This is a genomic window from Thauera carbonicopians (assembly GCF_025699485.1).
Taxonomy (GTDB): Bacteria; Pseudomonadota; Gammaproteobacteria; order Burkholderiales; family Rhodocyclaceae; genus Thauera.
The window spans coordinates 148,183-166,595 of sequence record NZ_JANUXN010000006.1 but is presented as its reverse complement, the minus strand read 5'-3'; the positions used below and the strand labels follow the sequence as shown (position 1 = coordinate 166,595).

The following is an 18,413-nucleotide window of genomic DNA, read 5'->3' as shown; positions in this document are numbered from 1 at the left end:
CGCCTGCCCTCAGCGCGCGCCGCGCTCGACGATCCAGCCCACGGCGGCGATCAGCCCGCCCCAGACCGTGAACAGGTACACATGCAGCAGCGGCAGCCCGAACAAGGTCACGGGCCGGTCGAACAGCGACAGCAACGGAAAATTGAGCAGCAGGACGCCCGCGATGAACATCGCGACCAGCCGTTGCCCGGCAAGTCCCTTGCGCATCATGCCCCTCCCATGATGACCGCTCCGGCAAAAAACGAATGCGCCCCCCGCTCTTGCGGCAGGTTGGGCGCATCGCACGTACGGGCGGCGGCATCACGCACGCCGCCCCCTCTCCCCTGCCCGGCTTCGTGGCCGGACCTTCCCTTATTCCTGTGCCGGCCGGGCTCTTGCGGCCCGGCTCGGACGAACTGCCTCAGCCCTTGAGCTGTTCGAGGATCTGCGGGTTCTCGAGCGTCGAGGTGTCCTGGGTGACGTCCTCGCCCTTGGCCAGTTGGCGCAGCAGGCGGCGCATGATCTTGCCCGAACGCGTCTTCGGCAGGTTCTCGCCGAAACGGATGTCCTTCGGCTTGGCGATCGGCCCGATCTCGTGGCCCACCCAGGTCTGCAGTTCCTTGACCACCGCGGCGGCTTCCTCGCCGGTCGGGCGCGGCCCCTTCAGCACCACGAAGGCCACGATCGCCTCGCCGGTGACGTCGTCCGGGCGGCCGACCACGGCCGCTTCGGCAACCTTCTCGTGCGCGACCAGCGCCGATTCGATTTCCATCGTGCCCATGCGGTGGCCCGAGACGTTCAACACGTCGTCGATACGACCGGTGATGGTGAAGTAGCCCGTCTCGGCGTCACGGATGGCGCCGTCGCCGGCCAGGTAGAGCTTGCCCTTGAAGTCGTCCGGGTAGTAGGACTTCTTGAAGCGCTCCGGATCGCCCCAGATGGTACGGATCATCGACGGCCACGGACGCTTGATCACCAGGATGCCGCCCTGGCCCCACGGCACTTCGGTGCCGGTCTCATCGACCACCGCAGCCTGGATGCCCGGGAAGGGCAGGGTGCACGAACCCGGCACCATCGGCGTCGCACCCGGCATCGGCGTGATCACGTGCGCACCGGTTTCGGTCTGCCAGAAGGTATCGACGATCGGGCAGCGGCCGCCGCCGACATTGTCGTAGTACCACTGCCAGGCCGCCGGGTTGATCGGCTCGCCGACCGAGCCGAGCAGACGCAGGCTGGACAGATCGTACTTGGTCGGATGCACGGTCGGGTTGTTGTCGGCCGCCTTGATCAGCGAGCGGATCGCGGTCGGCGCGGTGTAGAAGATGGTGACCTTGTGGTCCTGGATCATCTTCCAGAAGCGGCCGGCATCCGGATAGGTCGGCACGCCTTCGAACACGATCTCGGTGGCACCGCATGCCAGCGGGCCGTAGGCGATGTAGGTGTGGCCAGTGACCCAGCCGATGTCGGCGGTGCACCAGAAGACGTCTTCCGGCTTGATGTCGAAGCTGAACTTCATCGACAGCACGGCCTGCAGCAGGTAGCCGCCGGTCGAATGCTGCACGCCCTTCGGCTTGCCGGTGGAACCCGAGGTGTAGAGGATGAACAGCGGATGCTCGGCTTCGACCCATTCCGGTTCGCAGACTTCGGACTGGCCTTCGCAGGCATCGTGGAACCAGGTGTCGCGACCCGCGACGATGTTGCAATCACCACCGGTACGCTTGACCACGATGACGTTCTTGATCGTGTCGCAGCCGCCCAGCGACAGTGCCTCGTCGGCGATCGGCTTCAGCGGCAGCGCCTTGCCGCCGCGGTGCTGGCCGTCGGAGGTGATCAGCGCCACGGCGCCGGCATCCTCGATGCGGTCACGCAGAGCCTGGGCCGAGAAACCGCCGAAGACGATCGAATGGGTGGCGCCGATGCGGGCGCAGGCCTGCATCGCGACGACGCCTTCGATCGACATCGGCATGTAGATGACGACACGGTCGCCCTTCTTGACGCCCATGCCGCGCAGCGCGTTGGCGAACTTGCCGACACGGGCCAGCAGATCCTTGTAGGTGACCTTGGTGACGTCGCCGTTGTCGGCTTCGAAGATCAGCGCGACCTTGTCGCCCAGGCCGTTTTCGACGTTGCGGTCGAGACAGTTGTAGGAAACGTTCAGCTTGCCGTCGGCGAACCACTTGAAGAAGGGGGCGTCACTTTCGTCGAGCACCTGGGTGAAGGGGACTTTCCAGTCGAGCAGTTCCCTGGCGTAACGAGCCCAGAAACCTTCGTAGTCGTCTTCTGCTTCCTTGCACAGCGCCTGGTATCCGTCCATGCCGGACACCGCGGCGTTCTTCACCATCTCTTCCGACGGGTAGTAAATGCGGACTTGCTGCTCATTGGACATGCTCACCTCTCCTCAACTGATCAAATGGTTGAAGCTGACCCCTTGCGGGTCGTCGACCGGTTGGTTCCGGCCTTGAAATGGTTGTGGCAGCCACGCATCCGGCTGCCACCGAATTCGGCACATTTGAGAATATGTATCTTACAGAGGACTTACACAAGCCCCCAATCCGCTTCGACGACATGACCGGAACGCGACGATGCTAAAATTTCGCGGTTGATCGAATTCCGATCCAACTTCGGCATTCTGCCCCTATGTCATCCCGGAGACCAAGCGCCATGACGATTATTCGCGAAGAAGACCTCATTCAGTCGGTTGCGGATGCGTTCCAGTACATCAGCTACTACCACCCGCTCGACTACATCAAGGCGCTTGGCGAAGCCTACGAACGCGAGGAAAGCCCGGCGGCGAAGGACGCCATCGCGCAGATCCTGACCAACTCGCGCATGTGCGCCGAAGGCCACCGCCCGATCTGCCAGGATACCGGCATCGCCGTCGTGTTCATGAAAGTGGGCATGAACGTGCAATGGGATTCCAAGTCGAGCGTGCAGGAAATGATCAACGAAGGCGTGCGCCGCGCCTACAACCACCCCGACAACAAACTGCGCGCCTCGGTGCTGCTCGACCCCGCCGGCAAGCGCCAGAACAGCAAGGACAACACGCCGGCGGTGGTGCATTACGAGATCGTCCCCGGCGACCACGTCGAGATCATCTGTGCGGCCAAGGGCGGCGGCTCGGAGAACAAGTCGAAGATGGTGATGCTGAACCCGTCCGACTCGATCGTCGACTGGGTGATCAAGACCGTGCCGACCATGGGCGCCGGCTGGTGTCCGCCGGGCATCCTCGGCATCGGCATCGGCGGCACGCCGGAAAAGGCGATGCTGCTGGCCAAGGAATCGCTGATGGAGCCGGTCAACATCCACGAACTGCGCGAAAAAGCCGCTTCCGGCGCCCAGCTCAGCCGCGTCGAGGAACTGCGCCTCGAGCTGATGGACAAGGTCAACGCGCTGGGCATCGGCGCCCAGGGCCTGGGCGGCCTGACCACCGTGCTCGACGTCAAGATCATGGACTATCCGACGCACGCCGCCTCGCTGCCGGTGGCGATGATCCCGAACTGTGCGGCGACCCGCCACGTCCACTTCCACCTCGACGGCTCCGGCCCGGCAAAGCTGGAGACGCCGAAGCTGGAAGACTGGCCGCAGGTCACCTGGACCGCCGACACCAACGTCGCCACCCGCGTCAATCTCGACACCCTGACCAAGGAAGAAGTCGCCTCCTGGAAGCCGGGCCAGATCCTGCTGCTCAACGGCAAGATGCTCACCGGCCGCGACGCCGCGCACAAGCGCATCGCCGACATGCTCGAAAAGGGCGAGAAGCTGCCGGTCGATTTCACCAACCGCGTCATCTACTACGTCGGCCCGGTCGACCCGGTGCGCGACGAAGTCGTCGGCCCCGCCGGCCCCACCACCGCCACCCGCATGGACAAGTTCACCCGCATGATGCTGGAAAAGACCGGCCTCATCTCGATGATCGGCAAGTCCGAGCGCGGCCCGGTCGCGATCGAGGCGATCAAGGACAACAAGTCCGCCTACCTGATGGCGGTCGGCGGTTCAGCCTACCTGGTGTCGAAGGCGATCAAGGAAGCCAAGGTCGTCGGCTTCGCCGATCTCGGCATGGAAGCAATCTACGAGTTCACCGTGCAGGACATGCCGGTGACGGTCGCGGTGGACGCCAACGGCACCAGCGTGCATAACACCGGCCCGAAGGAGTGGCAGGCCAGGATCGGCAAGATCCCGGTCGCTGTTGCCTGATTCACCTGAACGCCCTGCCCAGGCGATGCAAAGCCCGGCCTCTCGCGAGCGCCGGGCTTTTTCGTTGCGGGATTACGCTGCAACTATCTCCTGTGGCGCCGACAACTCGCGCCGCAGGCCGAAACCATTGGCCTGACGCCGGTACTGCGTCGGCGAGCAGGACATGATGCGCTTGAAGGCAGTGCTGAAGGCGCTTTCGGACTCGTAGCCGAGCGAGAAGGCAATGCTGGAAACACTCTCGCTGCCGGCACGCAGCCGATCCGCCGCCATCAGCATGCGCCAGCGCGCGAGATAGTCCATCGCCGTGCTGCCCACCAGCGCCTTGAAGCGCTGCGCGAACACGGTGCGCGAGACGCCCGCGACCCGCGCCAGTTCCTCCAGCGTCCAGTGGCGGGCCGGCTCGGCGTGGATCGCACTGATCGCCGGACTGATCTGGCGATCGGTAAGCGCCAGGAACCATCCCTTCGGCATTTCGCTGCAGGACGCCAGGAACAGCCGCAACACCTGCACCAGCATCAGATGCACCAGATGCGTCGACAGCAGTGCGCCACCCGGCTGCGGGCTGTGCAGCTCGGAGACGAGTTGATCGAGCGACCAGCGCAGGATTTCGGCCTGGCTCGAGGCCTTGGGGATATTGACGATGGCGGGCAGCGCCTCGAACAGCACGGCGGCATGGTTGCCGGTGAAATCGAAGCGCCCGCTGATCAGGAACACGTCGCCGCCTCCGTTATGCACGGCGATCCCGTCGCGGCAAGCAGCGTCGAGGATATGCCCGGAATCCTGCGGCGGCAGCGCCGGATCAGACGAAAGAACGAAGCGGCGCCCGCTATTGAGCAGGAAGCAGTCACCCTCGTCGAAGCGCAGCGGGCTCTCCTGATCATCCGTATAGCCCCAACACGTGCCCCGCATCACCGCGGTGAACTTGATGCCTTCATGCGGCGGAAAGTCGAAGGACCAGTCTCCGGCAGCATCGAGGCCCGCATAGAACTGGCTGCGTGGCTTGAGTAACGATAGCACGTCGGAAAGAGGGTCCATGATCGAATCCGTACTTTCGAAAAAGAATAATGTACTTTAAAGCATGGTTCGTCCAATTCTCAACCGGTATCGTAGTCCCCATCGGATGCCAACTGCACATTCGCTGCCCTCACCAACATTCTGGAGCCTTTCGCCATGACCGAATCCGTGACCTTCAAGAGTTATTCCCAGACCCTGGCCGGCGTCCTGCATCTGCCTGCCGATTTCGACCCGAAGCACCAATACGCGGCCATCGTCTGCGTACATCCCTCGGGCGGTGTGAAGGAACAGACTGCCGGCCTGTACGCCGGCAAGCTCGCTGAACAGGGCTTCGTGGCCCTGGCCTTCGATGCCGGCTACCAGGGCGAAAGCAGCGGCGAGCCACGCCATCTGGAAAATCCGCATCTCCGTGTCGAGGATGTCAGCGCCGCCATCGATCACCTGACGACCCTGCCCTATGTGGACAACGCACGGATCGGCGTTCTGGGCGTCTGCGCAGGCGGCGGCTATGCCGTCAACGCCGCCGTGATCGACACCCGTATCAAGGCACTGGGCGCCGTCAGCGCGGTGAACTACGGCCAGATGTACCGCGAGGGTTGGGACAAGAGCGCCAACGCGCAGGATTGCCTGGCGCTGCGCGACATGGCGATGGCTGCGCGCACCGCCGAGGCCAACGGCGAGCCCACCCGGTACCTGCCTACCGTGCCCGACGACCGCGACGCTGCCGCCGGGCTTCATGCCGACTTCGCCGAAGCCTACGATTACTATCGCAGCGCCCGCGCACAGCACTGCAACGCCCCCAGCAAAATGACCACGCGCAGCCTGGCGCAACTGGTCACCTACGACGCCTTCAGCAACGTCGAGCTGTTCCTGACCCAGCCGCTACAGATCGTTGCCGGCAGCGAGGCCGGCACTCGCTGGATGAGCGAGGAGCTGTTCCGCCGCGCCGCCAGCAAGGACAAGGATCTGCTGATCGTCGAAGGCGGCACGCACATCGCCATGTACGACCAGCCCGACATGGTCGGAGCCGCCATGGCCAGGTTCGCGCCGTTCTTCAAGACCCATCTGTAATCCCCCCCTGCACGAGGAGCGTTCCATGAGCCAGATTCAATCCGTCAGCTTCAAGAACCGAACCTGGGACGTCGCCGCCACGCTGCGCCTGCCCGAAGGTTTCGATGCCGGCAAGAAGTACGCTGCCATCGTCTGCGCCCACCCGATCAGTAGCTGCAAGGAGCAGACTTCCGGCGCCATCTATGGCGAGGCGCTGACCAAGGCCGGCTTCATCACGCTGGCCTTCGATGCTTCCACCCAGGGTGCCAGTGGCGGCGAGCCGCGCTTCCTCGAAGACCCCGCCACCCGCGTCGAGGATTTCCGCTGCGCCGTCGACTACCTGGTCACGCTGCCCTACGTGGATGAAGAAAAGATCGGCGTGCTGGGCGTGTGCGGCGGCGGCGGCTATGCCGTCAGCGCAGCGATGACCGACCGCCGCTTCAAGGCCGTCGGCACCGTCGTCGCCGCCAACTATGGCCGCCTGATGCGCGAAGGCGACATGACTCCCGACGCCGCGATCAAGACCCTGGACGCCATCGCCAGGCAACGCACCGCCGAGGCGCGCGGTGGCGAACCGCTGATCGTGGGCTACATCCCCGGCTCCGAAGCAGAACGCGCGCAAGCCGGCCTGGACAACATCGACATCGTCGAGGCCGTCGATTACTACACCACCCCGCGCGGCCAGCAGCCCGGCTCGCCCAACAAGCTGCGCCTGACCAGCACCGGCGCGGCCGTGGGCTGGGATGCCTTCCACTTTGCCGAAGTGCTGCTGACCCAGCCGCTGCACATCGTCATCGGCAGCATACCGGGCGGCTTCGGCTCCTATCGCGACGGTCTGGAACTCTATGGCCGTGCGCGTTCGAGCCAGAAGAGCATCCAGATCGTCCAAGGCGTGAGCCACTACGACCTGTACGACAAGCCCGAGCCCACCGGCAAGGCGCTGGAGCAACTCGTGCCCTTCTACAAGAAGCACCTCGGCGCCTGAAGACGCCCACTCCGCGCGGCGCCCCTGTCGGCGCCGCGCAAGTCCCCAAGAACTCGCGTTCCCCCCGCCCCCACCCCATGTCCTTCGTTTTCCGCTGTGCGGGCATCACCACCCTCATTGCACTCATCGCCTGGAGCGCCTACATCATGATGCAGCCCAAGATCGGCGACTACGCATCCTCGCCCCAATCGCGTGATGGACGTTTCCACAACCCACGCCCGCTCGGCCCCGGCGACATGCCCGAATCCACGCTGCGCGTATGGTGGAACTTCCTCTTCAACAAGCCCGCCGGCACGGTGCCCTCGTCACCGGTCCCCATCCACCGCCTGAGCCGCGCCGAACTCGACGCCGCGCCCGACCGCAGCCTGTACCGCCTGGGCCACTCCACGGTGCTGATGAAGCTCCGCGGCCAATGGTGGCTGACCGATCCGGTGTTCTCCGAACGCGCCGCCCCGGTGCAGTTCTTCGGCCCCAAGCGCTTCCACGCGCCGCCGATCTCGATCGACGAACTGCCGCCGATCCGCGCCGTGATCCTGTCGCACGACCACTACGACCACCTCGACCGCGCCGCCATCAAGGCGCTGGGCGAAAAAGCAGAAGTGTTCCTGATGCCGCTCGGCGTCGGCGACCGGCTGGCCGACTGGGGCATCGCGCCGGACAAGATCCGGCAATTCGACTGGTGGCAAGGCATCAAAGTGGACGGCCTGCGCCTGACGGTCACACCCGCGCAGCATTTCTCCGGGCGCAGCTTCAGCGACGGCAACCGCACGCTGTGGGCTTCCTGGGTCATCCAGGACGACGATTACCGCCTGTTCTTCAGTGGCGACAGCGGCTACTTCAAGGGCTTCGCCGAGATCGGCGAACGCTTCGGCCCCTTCGACCTGACGCTGATGGAAACCGGCGCCTACAACGAGCAATGGCCCTATGTGCACATGCTGCCGTCGGAGACCGTCCAGGCTCACCAGGACTTGCGCGGCCGCTGGCTGCTGCCCATCCACAACGGCACTTTCGACCTCGGCATGCACGTCTGGGAAGACCCCTTCGACCAGATCCTGCACTTCGCCGCCGAGCGCGACGTGCAGGTCGCCACGCCGATGATGGGCGAGCGCATCGACATGGACGCCCCCCACGCGGGCCGCCTCTGGTGGCGGGAGGAAGCGGTGACAAGCAGTTCGGCGTTTCCCGCTGCCATCGCCGGGCAGGCCAGGCCCTAAGCGTTCGCCGCTGCGCCTGCCCGCATCGTCCGGGCAGGCGCCACTGCACGGCGCACCCCCTTCTCCCCACGGGTATGGAGCCCCATCACTGCACGCTCAGCTCGACACTCCATCTCCGACGCATTCCGGCGGATATGGCATCGAGCCCCGGGAAAGAGGGAGGCCTTGCCCCACCTCGGCCGGTGCACCCGAGGCCGTTGAAAAACGCCGTTTCAGGATTTCCCGACGGGCCTTGCTTCTTCAATAGTCGAGCCATCGTCTTGCTCCGGCCGGCCGTCCCGCGGGCCGACCATGCACTCCCCCAGCCGTCTTTTCACGCCCAGTTCATCTGCAATCGCCTCTTGCAGCGCCTTCAGGATGTCCTGGCGTTCGGGGGAAGAATTGCCTTTCCCTGATGCCTTCACCGCTCTGCCTCCTTCGCTGACCATCGCCGAACGAGGCCGGCTCGTCGGGCCGCCGACAAGGCCAACCCAGCAACTCCGTACGATCACAATAGAAATTCGCACGGTTAGGCATGGTTCGTACGACCACCCCGACTTATCTTAGGCCATCGGTTGCGATGTCGGCAGCACAAGGGCCGACGGACTCAAACCCCGGCATTTCGGGGAACACAAGTACAGGAGAAATCACCATGAACGCCACCCCCAAAGTCTGGCTGATCACGGGCGCCTCGTCGGGTTTCGGCAAGGCGCTGGCCGAGGCCGTCATCGCCCATGGCGACCATGTGGCCGTCACCGCCCGCCGCCTCGACCGTCTGCAGGCCCTGGCCCAAGGCCATGAAGACCGCGTGCTGCCGCTGGCGGTGGACATGACCGATGCCGCAATACGCGGCAAGGCCGTAGCCGACACCCTGGCGCGCTTCGGCCGTATCGACGTGCTGGCCAACATCGCCGGCAGCGGCTCGATGGGCGCGGCCGAGGAGTTCTCCGAAGCCGAGCTGCGCGCGCAGTTCGAGCTGAACTTCTTCGCCACCGCCGAGATGACCCGGGCCGTGCTGCCGCAGATGCGCAAGCAGGGCTCGGGCCGCATCCTCACCGTCAGCAGCGTCGGCGGTCTCGCGGCCATTCCCGGCTGCGGGCCGTACAGCGCCAGCAAGTTCGCGATCGAATGCTGGACCGTAGCCCTGGCGGCGGAAGTGGCGCCGCTGGGCATTCGCGTCACCCTCATCGAGCCGGGCTCGTTCCGCACAGGCTTCGCGGGCGACGTCAACGTGCGCCCCGTCCAGCGCCTCGAAGCCTACCGTCACGTGACCGGCCCGATGGAGAACTATCTGGAAACCTCCGCCGGCAAGGAAATCGGCGACCCCGCCAAGGCGGCGGAAGTCATCATCACCGCCGCGCAAAGCGATGCCCCGCCCATGCGCCTGATGCTGGGCCCCGATGCCTACGGGCTGTGGGACCAGACCATCGCCAAGCGCATCGAGGACATCGACAGCTGGCGCGAGCGCGGCCTGAACACCTCGTTCGACGGCGTTGAAATCAAGCCCATCGGCGGCTGAAACCCCTGACCTCTCAAGGAATGAACATCATGAGCAAGCCCTCCCGAAAAGTCTGGCTGATCACCGGCGCATCGTCCGGCTTCGGCAAGTCCCTGGCCGAGGCCGTCATCGCCAACGGCGACATCGCCGTCGTCACTGCCCGCCGCCTGGATCGCCTGCAGGCCATTGCCCAGGGCCATGAAGACCGCGTACTGCCGCTGGCGGTGGACGTCACCGACGCCGCCGCCCGCGACAAGGCCGCGGCCGACACCCTGGCGCGCTTCGGCCGCATCGACGTGCTGGCCAACGTCGCCGGCCGCGGCGTGGTCGGCGCCTGCGAGGAATTCAGCCTGGCGCAGCTGCGCGAGCAGATGGAGCTGAACTTCTTCGCCGCCGCCGAGATGAGCCGCGCCGTACTGCCGCAGATGCGCAAGCAGGGCTCGGGCAACATCCTCACCGTCAGCAGCATCGCCGGCCTGGTGGCAATGAATGCCGCCGGCCCTTATTGCGCGGCCAAGTTCGCCATCGAGGGCTGGACCGAGTCGCTGGCCATCGAGGCCAGGCCGCTGGGCATCCACGTCACGCTGGTCGAGCCCGGCGCGTTCCGCACCGAATTCGCCGGCGACGTGAACATGCGCCCGGTACAGAGCATCCCGGCCTACCGCCCCATGGTCGAGCCGTTCGAGACCTACCTCGAAGGCTCCGCCGGCAAGCAGGCGGGCGACCCGGCCAAGGCCGCCCAGCGCATGCTCGAAGTGGTCGCCAGCGATGCGCCGCCCGTGCGCCTGATGCTGGGCCGCGATGCGCACTCGATCTGGGATGCCACCATCGCCAAGCGCATCGAGGACATCAACAGCTGGCGCGCGCGCGGCGAAGACACCGCCTTCGACGATGCCAAGTTCGAGGAAATCAAGCTGTGATCGAAACTGACATGCGGCTCCGCCATGCCAGGCGCAGCCATGAAGATTTCCACCGCTCAGAGGAGCAATGAACGATGTTCAGCCACGTCAATCTCGGGAGCAATGACCTCGCCCGCTCCAGGCGCTTCTACGATGCCGTGCTGGCCGTCATCGGCGCCAGATCCGGCCTCGAGTTGAACTTCAATTCGCCGCGCATCCTGTACCGGCACAAGGGCTGTCTGCTGGTCATCACGACACCGCTGGACGGCAGGCCGGCCACACCCGCCAACGGCGGCACGACCGGTTTCCTGATGGACAGCCCCGAGCAGGTCGAGGCCTTCCACGCCGCCGCCGTGGCCAATGGCGGCACCACCTGCGAAGACCCGCCGGGCGAACGCAGGACGCCGGCCGGTTCGCTCTACCTGGCCTATGTCCGCGACCCGGACGGCAACAAGCTCTGCGCCTTCCACAATCTGACCTGAGCCACCGAACCGGGAACTGCCATGCATGACCAACAAACTCCGCTGAATTCCGGCTTCGGCTTTCATAGCACCGCCACCGAGGTGCTGGCCGGCATCGACTTGTCCGGCAAGCTCGCCATCGTCACCGGTGGCCATTCGGGCCTGGGACTGGAAACCACCAAGGCGCTGACCGGCGCCGGCGCCCGCGTGCTGGTGCTGGCGCGCAAGCCCGAAGCCGCCCGCCAGGCGCTGGACGGCGTGCAGAACGTCGAGGTCGATCGGCTCGACCTGGCCGACCAGGGCAGCGTGCGCGCCTGCGCCGAGCACTTCGTCGCCAGCGGCCGCAAGGCCGACATCGTCATCTGCAACGCCGCGGTGATGGCCAGCCCCGAAACCCGCATCGGCGACGGCTGGGAGTCGCAGTTCGGCACCAACCACCTGGGCCACTACGCACTGGTCAACCTGCTGTGGCCGGCCATCGCGAGCGGCGCGCGCGTCGTCTCGCTGTCGTCGAGAGGCCACCACTTTTCGCCGATGCGCTGGGACGACGTGCAGTTCAATGCCGGCTACGACAAGTGGCTGGCCTATGGCCAATCCAAGACTGCGATCGCGCTGTTCGCCAAACAGCTCGACACGCTGGGCCGGGCCAAGGGCGTGCGCGCGTTCTCGGTACATCCGGGTTCGATCTACACCCCGCTGCAACGCCACATGAGCATGGCGGAGCTGACCTCGCTGGGCTGGCTCGACGACAAGGGCGAGGTGATCGATCCGAACTTCAAGACCCCGCCGCAGGGTGCAGCAACCTCGGTGTGGGCCGCCACCTCGCCGTTGCTCGACGGCAAAGGCGGCCTGTACTGCGAGAACTGCGACGTGGCCGTGCGCGACAACACCCCCGAGCCGACCGAAACCGGCGTGCGCGACTACGCCATCGATCCTGCACAGGTCGAGCGTCTGTGGCAGCTGTCGGCCGAACTGACCGGCATCGACGCATTCGCCTGAAATCCACCCTCAAGGAGACCAGTGCCACCGCGGCAACGAGCACATGTGCCGCGAAATCCCCACCGAGACCTACAACGGCAAGGACCGCCGCAGCGGCGAAACCACCTACGGCGGCTACTCCAAGCACATCGTGGTCAAGGACGACTTCGTCCTGCGCGTGCCCGAGGGCGTGGACCTGTCACACACCGCGCCGCTGCGCTGAAAACGGCATGGACGGCCGTGAAGCGCGGCCGCCCATGCCGAGAAACATCCTGCTGCAGCCGATCAGTGCTGCAGGATCTTGCCCAGGAAGTCTTTGGTACGCGGCTGGCGAGCATCCGGGTTGCCGAAGAAATCGTCCTTCGTGCAATCCTCCAGGATCTTGCCGCCGACGTCCATGAAGATGACGCGGCTGGCCACCTTGCGGGCGAAGCCCATCTCGTGGGTCACGCACATCATGGTCATGCCTTCGTTGGCGAGGCTGACCATCACGTCCAGCACCTCGCCGACCATCTCGGGGTCGAGCGCGGAGGTCGGTTCGTCGAACAGCATCACGATCGGGTCCATCGACAGCGCACGGGCGATCGCCACCCGCTGCTGCTGGCCGCCCGAAAGCTGCCCCGGGAACTTGTCCTTGTGCGCCATCAGGCCGACGCGGTCGAGCATCTTCAGGCCGCGCTTCCTGGCCTCGTCCTGGCTGCGCCCGAGCACCTTGACCTGGGCGATGGTCAGGTTCTGCGTCACCGTCAGGTGGGGGAACAGCTCGAAATGCTGGAACACCATGCCGACCTTGCTGCGCAGCTTGGGCAGGTTGGTCTTGGGGTCATGCACCGGCGTGCCATTGACCCAGATCTCGCCTTTCTGGATCGGCTCCAGCGCGTTGATGGTCTTGATCAGCGTGGACTTGCCCGAACCGGACGGCCCGCACACGACGACGACCTCGCCCTTCTCGATGCTGGTGGAGCAGTCGTCGAGCACCTGGAAGCTGCCATACCACTTGGAAACGTTCTTCATTTCAATCATGGACAAACCCTCTTCCGGACGGGAACCGCCGGTCAATGAATGATGGCGATCTTCTTGTGCATCCGCTTCACCAGCCACGACAGGCTGTAGCAGATCACGAAATAGACGACGGCGGCGGCGATGAAGGCCTCGATCGGACGGCCGTAGTTCTTGCCCGCCACCTCGAAGCCCTTGAGCATGTCGTAGGCACCGATGGCGTAGACCAGCGAGGTATCCTGGAACAGGATGATGGTCTGCGTCAGCAATACCGGCAGCATGTTGCGGAACGCCTGCGGCAGCACGATCAGGCGCATGTTCTGGCCGTAGGTCATGCCCAGCGCCTGCCCGGCGAACACCTGTCCGCGCGGGATGGACTGGATGCCGGCGCGCATGATCTCGGAGAAGTACGCCGCCTCGAAGGCGATGAAGGTGACGGTGGCCGAGGCCTCCGCCCCGATCGGCGCGCCGAGGAACAGCGGCACCAGCAGGAAGAACCACAGGATCACCATCACCAGCGGAATGCTGCGCATGCCATCGACGTAGATGGTGGCCGGCACGATCAGCCACTTGCGGCCGGACAGCCGCATCATCGCCAGCAGGGTGCCGAAGAAGATGCCGCCCAGCGTCGCCACCAGCGTCAACATCACGCTGAAATACAAGCCCTTCAGAATGAAGTTGGAGACCAGATCCCAGCTGTAGAAGGAAAAATCGAACGCGAGATTCATGTTCAATGCCCTCCCGCCGCACTGGGCGCCGTCAGGCCCGGAACCCGCACACGCTTCTCGATGAAGGTCATGATGCGGTTGATGGCGAAGGCCGAGACGATGTACAGGCCGGTCACCGCCAGATAGATCTCGATGCCGCGCCCCGTCTCTTCCTGGGCCTGCATCGCGAACATCGTCAGCTCGGTCACGGATACCGCAAAGGCGACGGACGAGTTCTTGAAGATGTTCATCGTCTCGCTGGTCAGCGGCGGGATGATGATGCGGAAGGCGTTGGGCAGCAGCACATGGCGGTAGGTCTGCCAGGTGGTGAAGCCCACCGCCATGCCGGCGTAACGCTGGCCGCGCGGCAGCGCCTGGATGCCAGAGCGCACCTGCTCGGCGATCCGCGCCGAGGTGAAGAAGCCCAGCGCCAGCACCACCAGGACGAAACCCGATACGGACTTCATCGCCGGAAAGATGGCCGGGACGACGTGGTACCAGAGAAAGATCTGCACCAGCAGCGGAATGTTGCGGAAGACTTCCACCCAGGCGTTGCCGAAACGCACCGCCCATTTGCTGTCGGGCAAGGTGCGTATGGTGCCGATCACCACCCCCGCCGCCAGCGCCAGCACCAATGCCAGCAGGGAGACGGACACCGTCCAGCCCCATGCGGACAGCATCCAGTCGAGGTAGGTGATGTCCCCGTCGGTGCCAAAACAGCCCTCACGGACCGTGCGGTCCAGGGTGTCCTCGCAAAACATCTGCCAATCCCAAGCCATAGGATTTCCTTTCAGGTGCAGAAACGGTGGCCCGCACAGGGCAGCCTGCGGCATGCGCAGCCGCCCGCTGAAACACCCTTTCCCGTCAGCAATTCAACCGGGAAAGGGTGTTTTCATGATCGAAGCTTACTCGTTGTAGGCTTCCTTGGGCTTGTTGTTGGGGTTGTTCCAGGCCTCGCGGGTGGCATCGGACAGCGGCAGACCTACAGAGGTGTTGGTCGGCGGGATCGGCTGCAGGAACCACTTGTCCCACAGCTTCTCGAGCGTGCCGTCCTGGACCTGGCGAGCGATGGAATCGTTCACCGCCTTCATGAAGGCCGGATCGTTCTTGCGCAGCATGCAGGCGATGGGTTCGGTGGACAGCGGCTCGCCGACGATCTTGAAGTCCTTCGGGTTCTTGGATTTGGAGATGTTGCCGGCCAGGATCGAAGCATCCATCACGAAGGCATCGGCACGGCCGGTTTCCAGCAGCAGGAAGCTGTCGGCGTGGTCCTTGCCGTTGATGTCCTTGAACTTGATGCCCGCGGCGCGCTTGTTCTGGCGCAGCAACTGGACCGAGGTGGTACCGGTGGTGGTCGCCACCGTCTTGCCGTCCAGATCCTTGACGTCGTTGATGTCGGAATCCGCCTTAACCGCGATGCGCACCTGCTCCACGTAGGTGGTGTTGGCGAAGTCGACTTCCTTCTGGCGGTTCAGGTCGTTGGTGGTGGAGCCGCATTCGAGATCGACTGTGCCATTGACCACCAGCGGAATGCGGTTCTGCGAGGTGACGGGCTGATATTTGACATTCAGCTTCGACAGGCCCAGTTCCTTCTGCAGATCCTGAACGATGTTCTCCGCCATTTCGGTGTGGAAGCCGACATACTTGCCGTTGCCCAGGGTATAGGCCAGGCCGGAGGATTCACGCACGCCCAGCGTGATGCTGCCCGAAGATTTGATTTTCGCAAGGGTGTCACCCGTCTGCGCCATGGTTGAAGTTGCAGCCAGTGCAGTGATGGCAATTGCGAGCAGATGCTTCTTCATTGTGTCCCCTTCGATGCTTGTTCAGGAGAAGCCATTCTAGAGCAACTTTTTCATTTTGACGTATCTACTTAAATTCAGCAGAACTGCTCGATCCTGGTGCAAAGCACGCACGAAAAAGGGGCATTCGCCTATCGGCGAATGCCCCTATATCAGGCGGCCGGACTTTCGAATCAGCCGGCGCGATGCGCGGCCAGCTTCAGCCAGGTATCGACCACCGTGTCCGGGTTCAGCGAAATGGTCTGGATGCCTTCGTCCATCAGCCACTCGGCGAAGTCGGCGTGGTCGGACGGCCCCTGGCCGCAGATGCCGACGTACTTGTCGAGCTTGTTGGCGGCGCGGATCGCCATCGACAGCAACTGCTTGACCGCCGGATCGCGTTCGTCGAAGGCGTGCGCAACCAGGCCGGAGTCGCGGTCCAGGCCCAGCGTGAGCTGGGTGAGGTCGTTGGAGCCGATCGAGAAGCCGTCGAAGTGTTCCAGGAACTGCTCGGCCAGGATGGCGTTGGACGGGATCTCGCACATCATGATGAGCTTGAGATCATTCACGCCGCGCTTCAGGCCGTGCTCGGCCAGCAGATCGACCACGCCTTCGGCCTCTTCGAGATTGCGCACGAACGGAATCATGATCTGCACGTTGGTCAGGCCGAGCTCGTTGCGCACCTTCTTCATCGCCGCCACTTCCATCTCGAAGCAGTCGCGGAAGGAATGGGCGATGTAGCGCGAGGCGCCGCGGAAGCCGAGCATCGGGTTTTCCTCTTCCGGCTCGTAAATCTCGCCGCCCAGCAGCTTGCGGTATTCGTTCGACTTGAAGTCGGACATGCGCACGATGACGGGCTTCGGGTAGAAGGCGGCGGCGATCGTCGCCACGCCTTCGACCAGCTTCTCGATGAAGAACTGCTTCGGCGTCGCGTAGCCGCGCGAGCGGCGGTTGATCTCGTCGCGCAGGCTGGCCGGCACCTGGCCGATGTCGAGGATCGCCTTCGGGTGGATGCCGATCATGTTGTTGATGACGAACTCCAGCCGTGCCAGGCCGACGCCGCCGTTGGGGATCTGGGCGAACTCGAAGGCCAGTTCGGGGTTGCCCACGTTCATCATGATCTTCACCGGGATTTCCGGCAGGTTGCCCATGTCGGTGGTGATGACCTCGAACTCCAGCTTGCCGCGATAGACGTAGCCGGTGTCGCCTTCGGCGCAGGAGACGGTGACGGACTCGCCTTCGTCCAGCACGTCGGTGGCATTGCCGCAGCCGACGATGGCGGGAATGCCCAGCTCACGCGCGATGATCGCGGCGTGGCAGGTGCGGCCACCACGGTTGGTGACGATGGCGCTGGCGCGCTTCATCACCGGCTCCCAGTTCGGGTCGGTCATGTCGGTGACGAGCACGTCGCCCGGCTGCACGCGGTTCATCTCGGAGGCGTCGCCCACCACGCGGACCACGCCGGCACCGATCTTCTGGCCGATCGCGCGGCCGTGGGTCAGCGCCTTGCCGTACTGCTTCAGGCGGTACTTTTCCATCACCAGGCCGGAATCCTGGCTCTTCACCGTCTCGGGGCGGGCCTGCAGGATGTAGAGCTTGCCGTCCTGGCCGTCCTTGCCCCATTCGATGTCCATCGGGCGGCCGTAGTGCTTCTCGATGACGACCGCGTAGCGCGCCAGCTCCAGCACGTCCTCGTTGGTCAGCGAGAAGCGGTTGCGGTCGGCCTCGGGCACATCGACCGTGCGCACCGACTTGCCGGCGACGGCCTTGTCGGTGAACACCATCTTGATCAGCTTGGAGCCCAGGTTGCGGCGGATGATCGCCGGCTTGCCCTGCGCCAGCGTGGGCTTGTGCACGTAGAACTCGTCGGGGTTCACCGCGCCCTGCACGACGGTTTCGCCCAGGCCGTACGAAGCGGTGATGAACACCACCTGGTCGAAGCCCGACTCGGTGTCGATCGAGAACATCACGCCCGAGGCGCCCGAATCCGAGCGCACCATGCGCTGCACGCCGGCCGACAGCGCGACGTCGGCGTGGGCGAAGTTCTTGTGCACGCGGTAGGCGATGGCGCGGTCGTTGTACAGCGAGGCGAACACTTCCTTCATCGCGTGCAGGATGTTCTCGTAGCCGTGGATGTTCAGGAAGGTTTCCTGCTGGCCGGCGAAGGAGGCGTCCGGCAGGTCTTCGGCGGTGGCCGATGAACGCACGGCGAAACTGCCCTCGCCTTCTGCGGTAATCTTGTCGTAGGCGGCCTTGATCTCGGCTTCGAGCTTGGCCGGGAACGGAATATCGATGATCCACTGGCGGATCTGGGCGCCGGTCTTCGCCAGGGCATCGACGTCATCGACGTCGAGCGCGTCGAGCGCGGCGTTGATGCGGTCGGCCAGGCCATCGTGCGCCAGGAATTCGCGGTAGGCTTCCGCAGTGGTCGCAAAACCGCCCGGAACGCGGACGCTCGAAGGCAGCTGGCTGATCATCTCGCCGAGCGAGGCGTTCTTGCCGCCGACCTTTTCGACGTCGGTCATGCGAAGTTCGTTGAAAGGAATCACGTAGCGCGTCATGGATGACCTTCCGCAAAAGAGAGATAGAAAGCAAAATCCGATTTTAACGTTTTATTGTGCTCTGCCGCACGACAGGGTTTGCCCCAATGCCAACCCCGTCCCACTCCGAGCAAATAC

18 protein-coding genes are annotated in these 18,413 nt (G+C 64.5%); 9 read left to right on the top strand and 9 right to left on the bottom strand.

Going from position 1 to position 18,413, the window contains the following annotated elements:
- Positions 1-9: 9 nt before the first annotated feature.
- Positions 10-207: a hypothetical protein gene (locus NX068_RS10830; protein WP_418648912.1), complete on the bottom strand. Its 198-nt coding sequence runs from the start codon at positions 205-207 to the stop codon at positions 10-12.
- A gap of 193 nt (positions 208-400) precedes the next feature.
- Complete coding sequence (gene acs, locus NX068_RS10825) at positions 401-2,365, bottom strand: acetate--CoA ligase (RefSeq protein ID WP_263461281.1); 1,965 nt, start codon at positions 2,363-2,365, stop codon at positions 401-403.
- Positions 2,366-2,640: 275 nt separating this feature from the next.
- Between acs and NX068_RS10820 the strand changes: the two genes are divergently transcribed.
- Positions 2,641-4,173, top strand: coding sequence for a fumarate hydratase (locus NX068_RS10820; RefSeq protein WP_263461280.1), 1,533 nt, complete (start codon positions 2,641-2,643; stop codon positions 4,171-4,173).
- A 72-nt stretch (positions 4,174-4,245) separates the two neighbouring features.
- Here NX068_RS10820 and NX068_RS10815 read toward each other — a convergent pair whose 3' ends face one another.
- Positions 4,246-5,208, bottom strand: coding sequence for an AraC family transcriptional regulator (locus NX068_RS10815; RefSeq protein ID WP_263461279.1), 963 nt, complete (start codon positions 5,206-5,208; stop codon positions 4,246-4,248).
- A gap of 135 nt (positions 5,209-5,343) precedes the next feature.
- On the opposite strand from NX068_RS10815, the gene NX068_RS10810 reads away from it, so the two are divergent.
- From NX068_RS10810 to NX068_RS10800, 3 genes are all read left to right on the top strand, one after another.
- A complete protein-coding gene (locus NX068_RS10810; protein WP_263461278.1) occupies positions 5,344-6,258 on the top strand; it encodes an alpha/beta hydrolase in 915 nt (304 codons plus the stop codon).
- A gap of 25 nt (positions 6,259-6,283) precedes the next feature.
- Positions 6,284-7,222, top strand: a complete 939-nt coding sequence (locus NX068_RS10805; protein WP_263461277.1) for an alpha/beta hydrolase — start codon at positions 6,284-6,286, stop codon at positions 7,220-7,222.
- A gap of 77 nt (positions 7,223-7,299) precedes the next feature.
- Complete coding sequence (locus NX068_RS10800; RefSeq protein WP_263461276.1) at positions 7,300-8,436, top strand: MBL fold metallo-hydrolase; 1,137 nt, start codon at positions 7,300-7,302, stop codon at positions 8,434-8,436.
- 212 nt (positions 8,437-8,648) lie between these two features.
- On the opposite strand, the gene NX068_RS10795 is transcribed toward NX068_RS10800, so the two are convergent.
- The gene (locus NX068_RS10795) at positions 8,649-8,840 is read right to left on the bottom strand and encodes a hypothetical protein (protein ID WP_263461275.1); all 192 of its coding nucleotides are present in this window, start codon (positions 8,838-8,840) and stop codon (positions 8,649-8,651) included.
- Positions 8,841-9,067: 227 nt separating this feature from the next.
- Here NX068_RS10795 and NX068_RS10790 point away from each other — a divergent pair, with 227 nt between their 5' ends.
- The 5 genes from NX068_RS10790 to NX068_RS10770 all read left to right on the top strand — a co-directional run bounded on the left by NX068_RS10790 (position 9,068) and on the right by NX068_RS10770 (position 12,474).
- Positions 9,068-9,934 (top strand): oxidoreductase, encoded by an 867-nt coding sequence (locus tag NX068_RS10790; protein ID WP_263461274.1) that lies wholly within the window; start codon positions 9,068-9,070, stop codon positions 9,932-9,934.
- 29 nt (positions 9,935-9,963) lie between these two features.
- Positions 9,964-10,833, top strand: coding sequence for an oxidoreductase (locus tag NX068_RS10785; RefSeq protein WP_263461273.1), 870 nt, complete (start codon positions 9,964-9,966; stop codon positions 10,831-10,833).
- Between the two features lie 74 nt (positions 10,834-10,907).
- Entirely contained in the window at positions 10,908-11,294 is a 387-nt protein-coding gene (locus tag NX068_RS10780) for a VOC family protein (RefSeq protein ID WP_263461272.1), read from the top strand.
- 21 nt (positions 11,295-11,315) lie between these two features.
- The gene (locus NX068_RS10775; protein WP_263461271.1) at positions 11,316-12,272 is read left to right on the top strand and encodes an SDR family NAD(P)-dependent oxidoreductase; all 957 of its coding nucleotides are present in this window, start codon (positions 11,316-11,318) and stop codon (positions 12,270-12,272) included.
- Positions 12,273-12,315: 43 nt separating this feature from the next.
- The gene (locus tag NX068_RS10770) at positions 12,316-12,474 is read left to right on the top strand and encodes a hypothetical protein (RefSeq protein WP_263461270.1); all 159 of its coding nucleotides are present in this window, start codon (positions 12,316-12,318) and stop codon (positions 12,472-12,474) included.
- A 62-nt stretch (positions 12,475-12,536) separates the two neighbouring features.
- Here the strand turns inward: NX068_RS10770 and NX068_RS10765 are convergent, their stop codons facing one another.
- From NX068_RS10765 to ppsA, 5 genes are all read right to left on the bottom strand, one after another.
- On the bottom strand, positions 12,537-13,274 hold the full coding sequence (locus tag NX068_RS10765) for an amino acid ABC transporter ATP-binding protein (protein ID WP_263461269.1): 738 nt from the start codon (positions 13,272-13,274) through the stop codon (positions 12,537-12,539).
- 32 nt (positions 13,275-13,306) lie between these two features.
- Entirely contained in the window at positions 13,307-13,978 is a 672-nt protein-coding gene (locus tag NX068_RS10760) for an amino acid ABC transporter permease (protein ID WP_263461268.1), read from the bottom strand.
- A 2-nt stretch (positions 13,979-13,980) separates the two neighbouring features.
- Positions 13,981-14,736, bottom strand: a complete 756-nt coding sequence (locus NX068_RS10755; RefSeq protein ID WP_263461267.1) for an amino acid ABC transporter permease — start codon at positions 14,734-14,736, stop codon at positions 13,981-13,983.
- Positions 14,737-14,862: 126 nt separating this feature from the next.
- Entirely contained in the window at positions 14,863-15,705 is an 843-nt protein-coding gene (locus NX068_RS10750; RefSeq protein WP_263461266.1) for an amino acid ABC transporter substrate-binding protein, read from the bottom strand.
- A gap of 224 nt (positions 15,706-15,929) precedes the next feature.
- The gene (gene ppsA, locus NX068_RS10745) at positions 15,930-18,296 is read right to left on the bottom strand and encodes a phosphoenolpyruvate synthase (RefSeq protein ID WP_263461265.1); all 2,367 of its coding nucleotides are present in this window, start codon (positions 18,294-18,296) and stop codon (positions 15,930-15,932) included.
- Between the last annotated feature and the right edge of the window lie 117 nt (positions 18,297-18,413).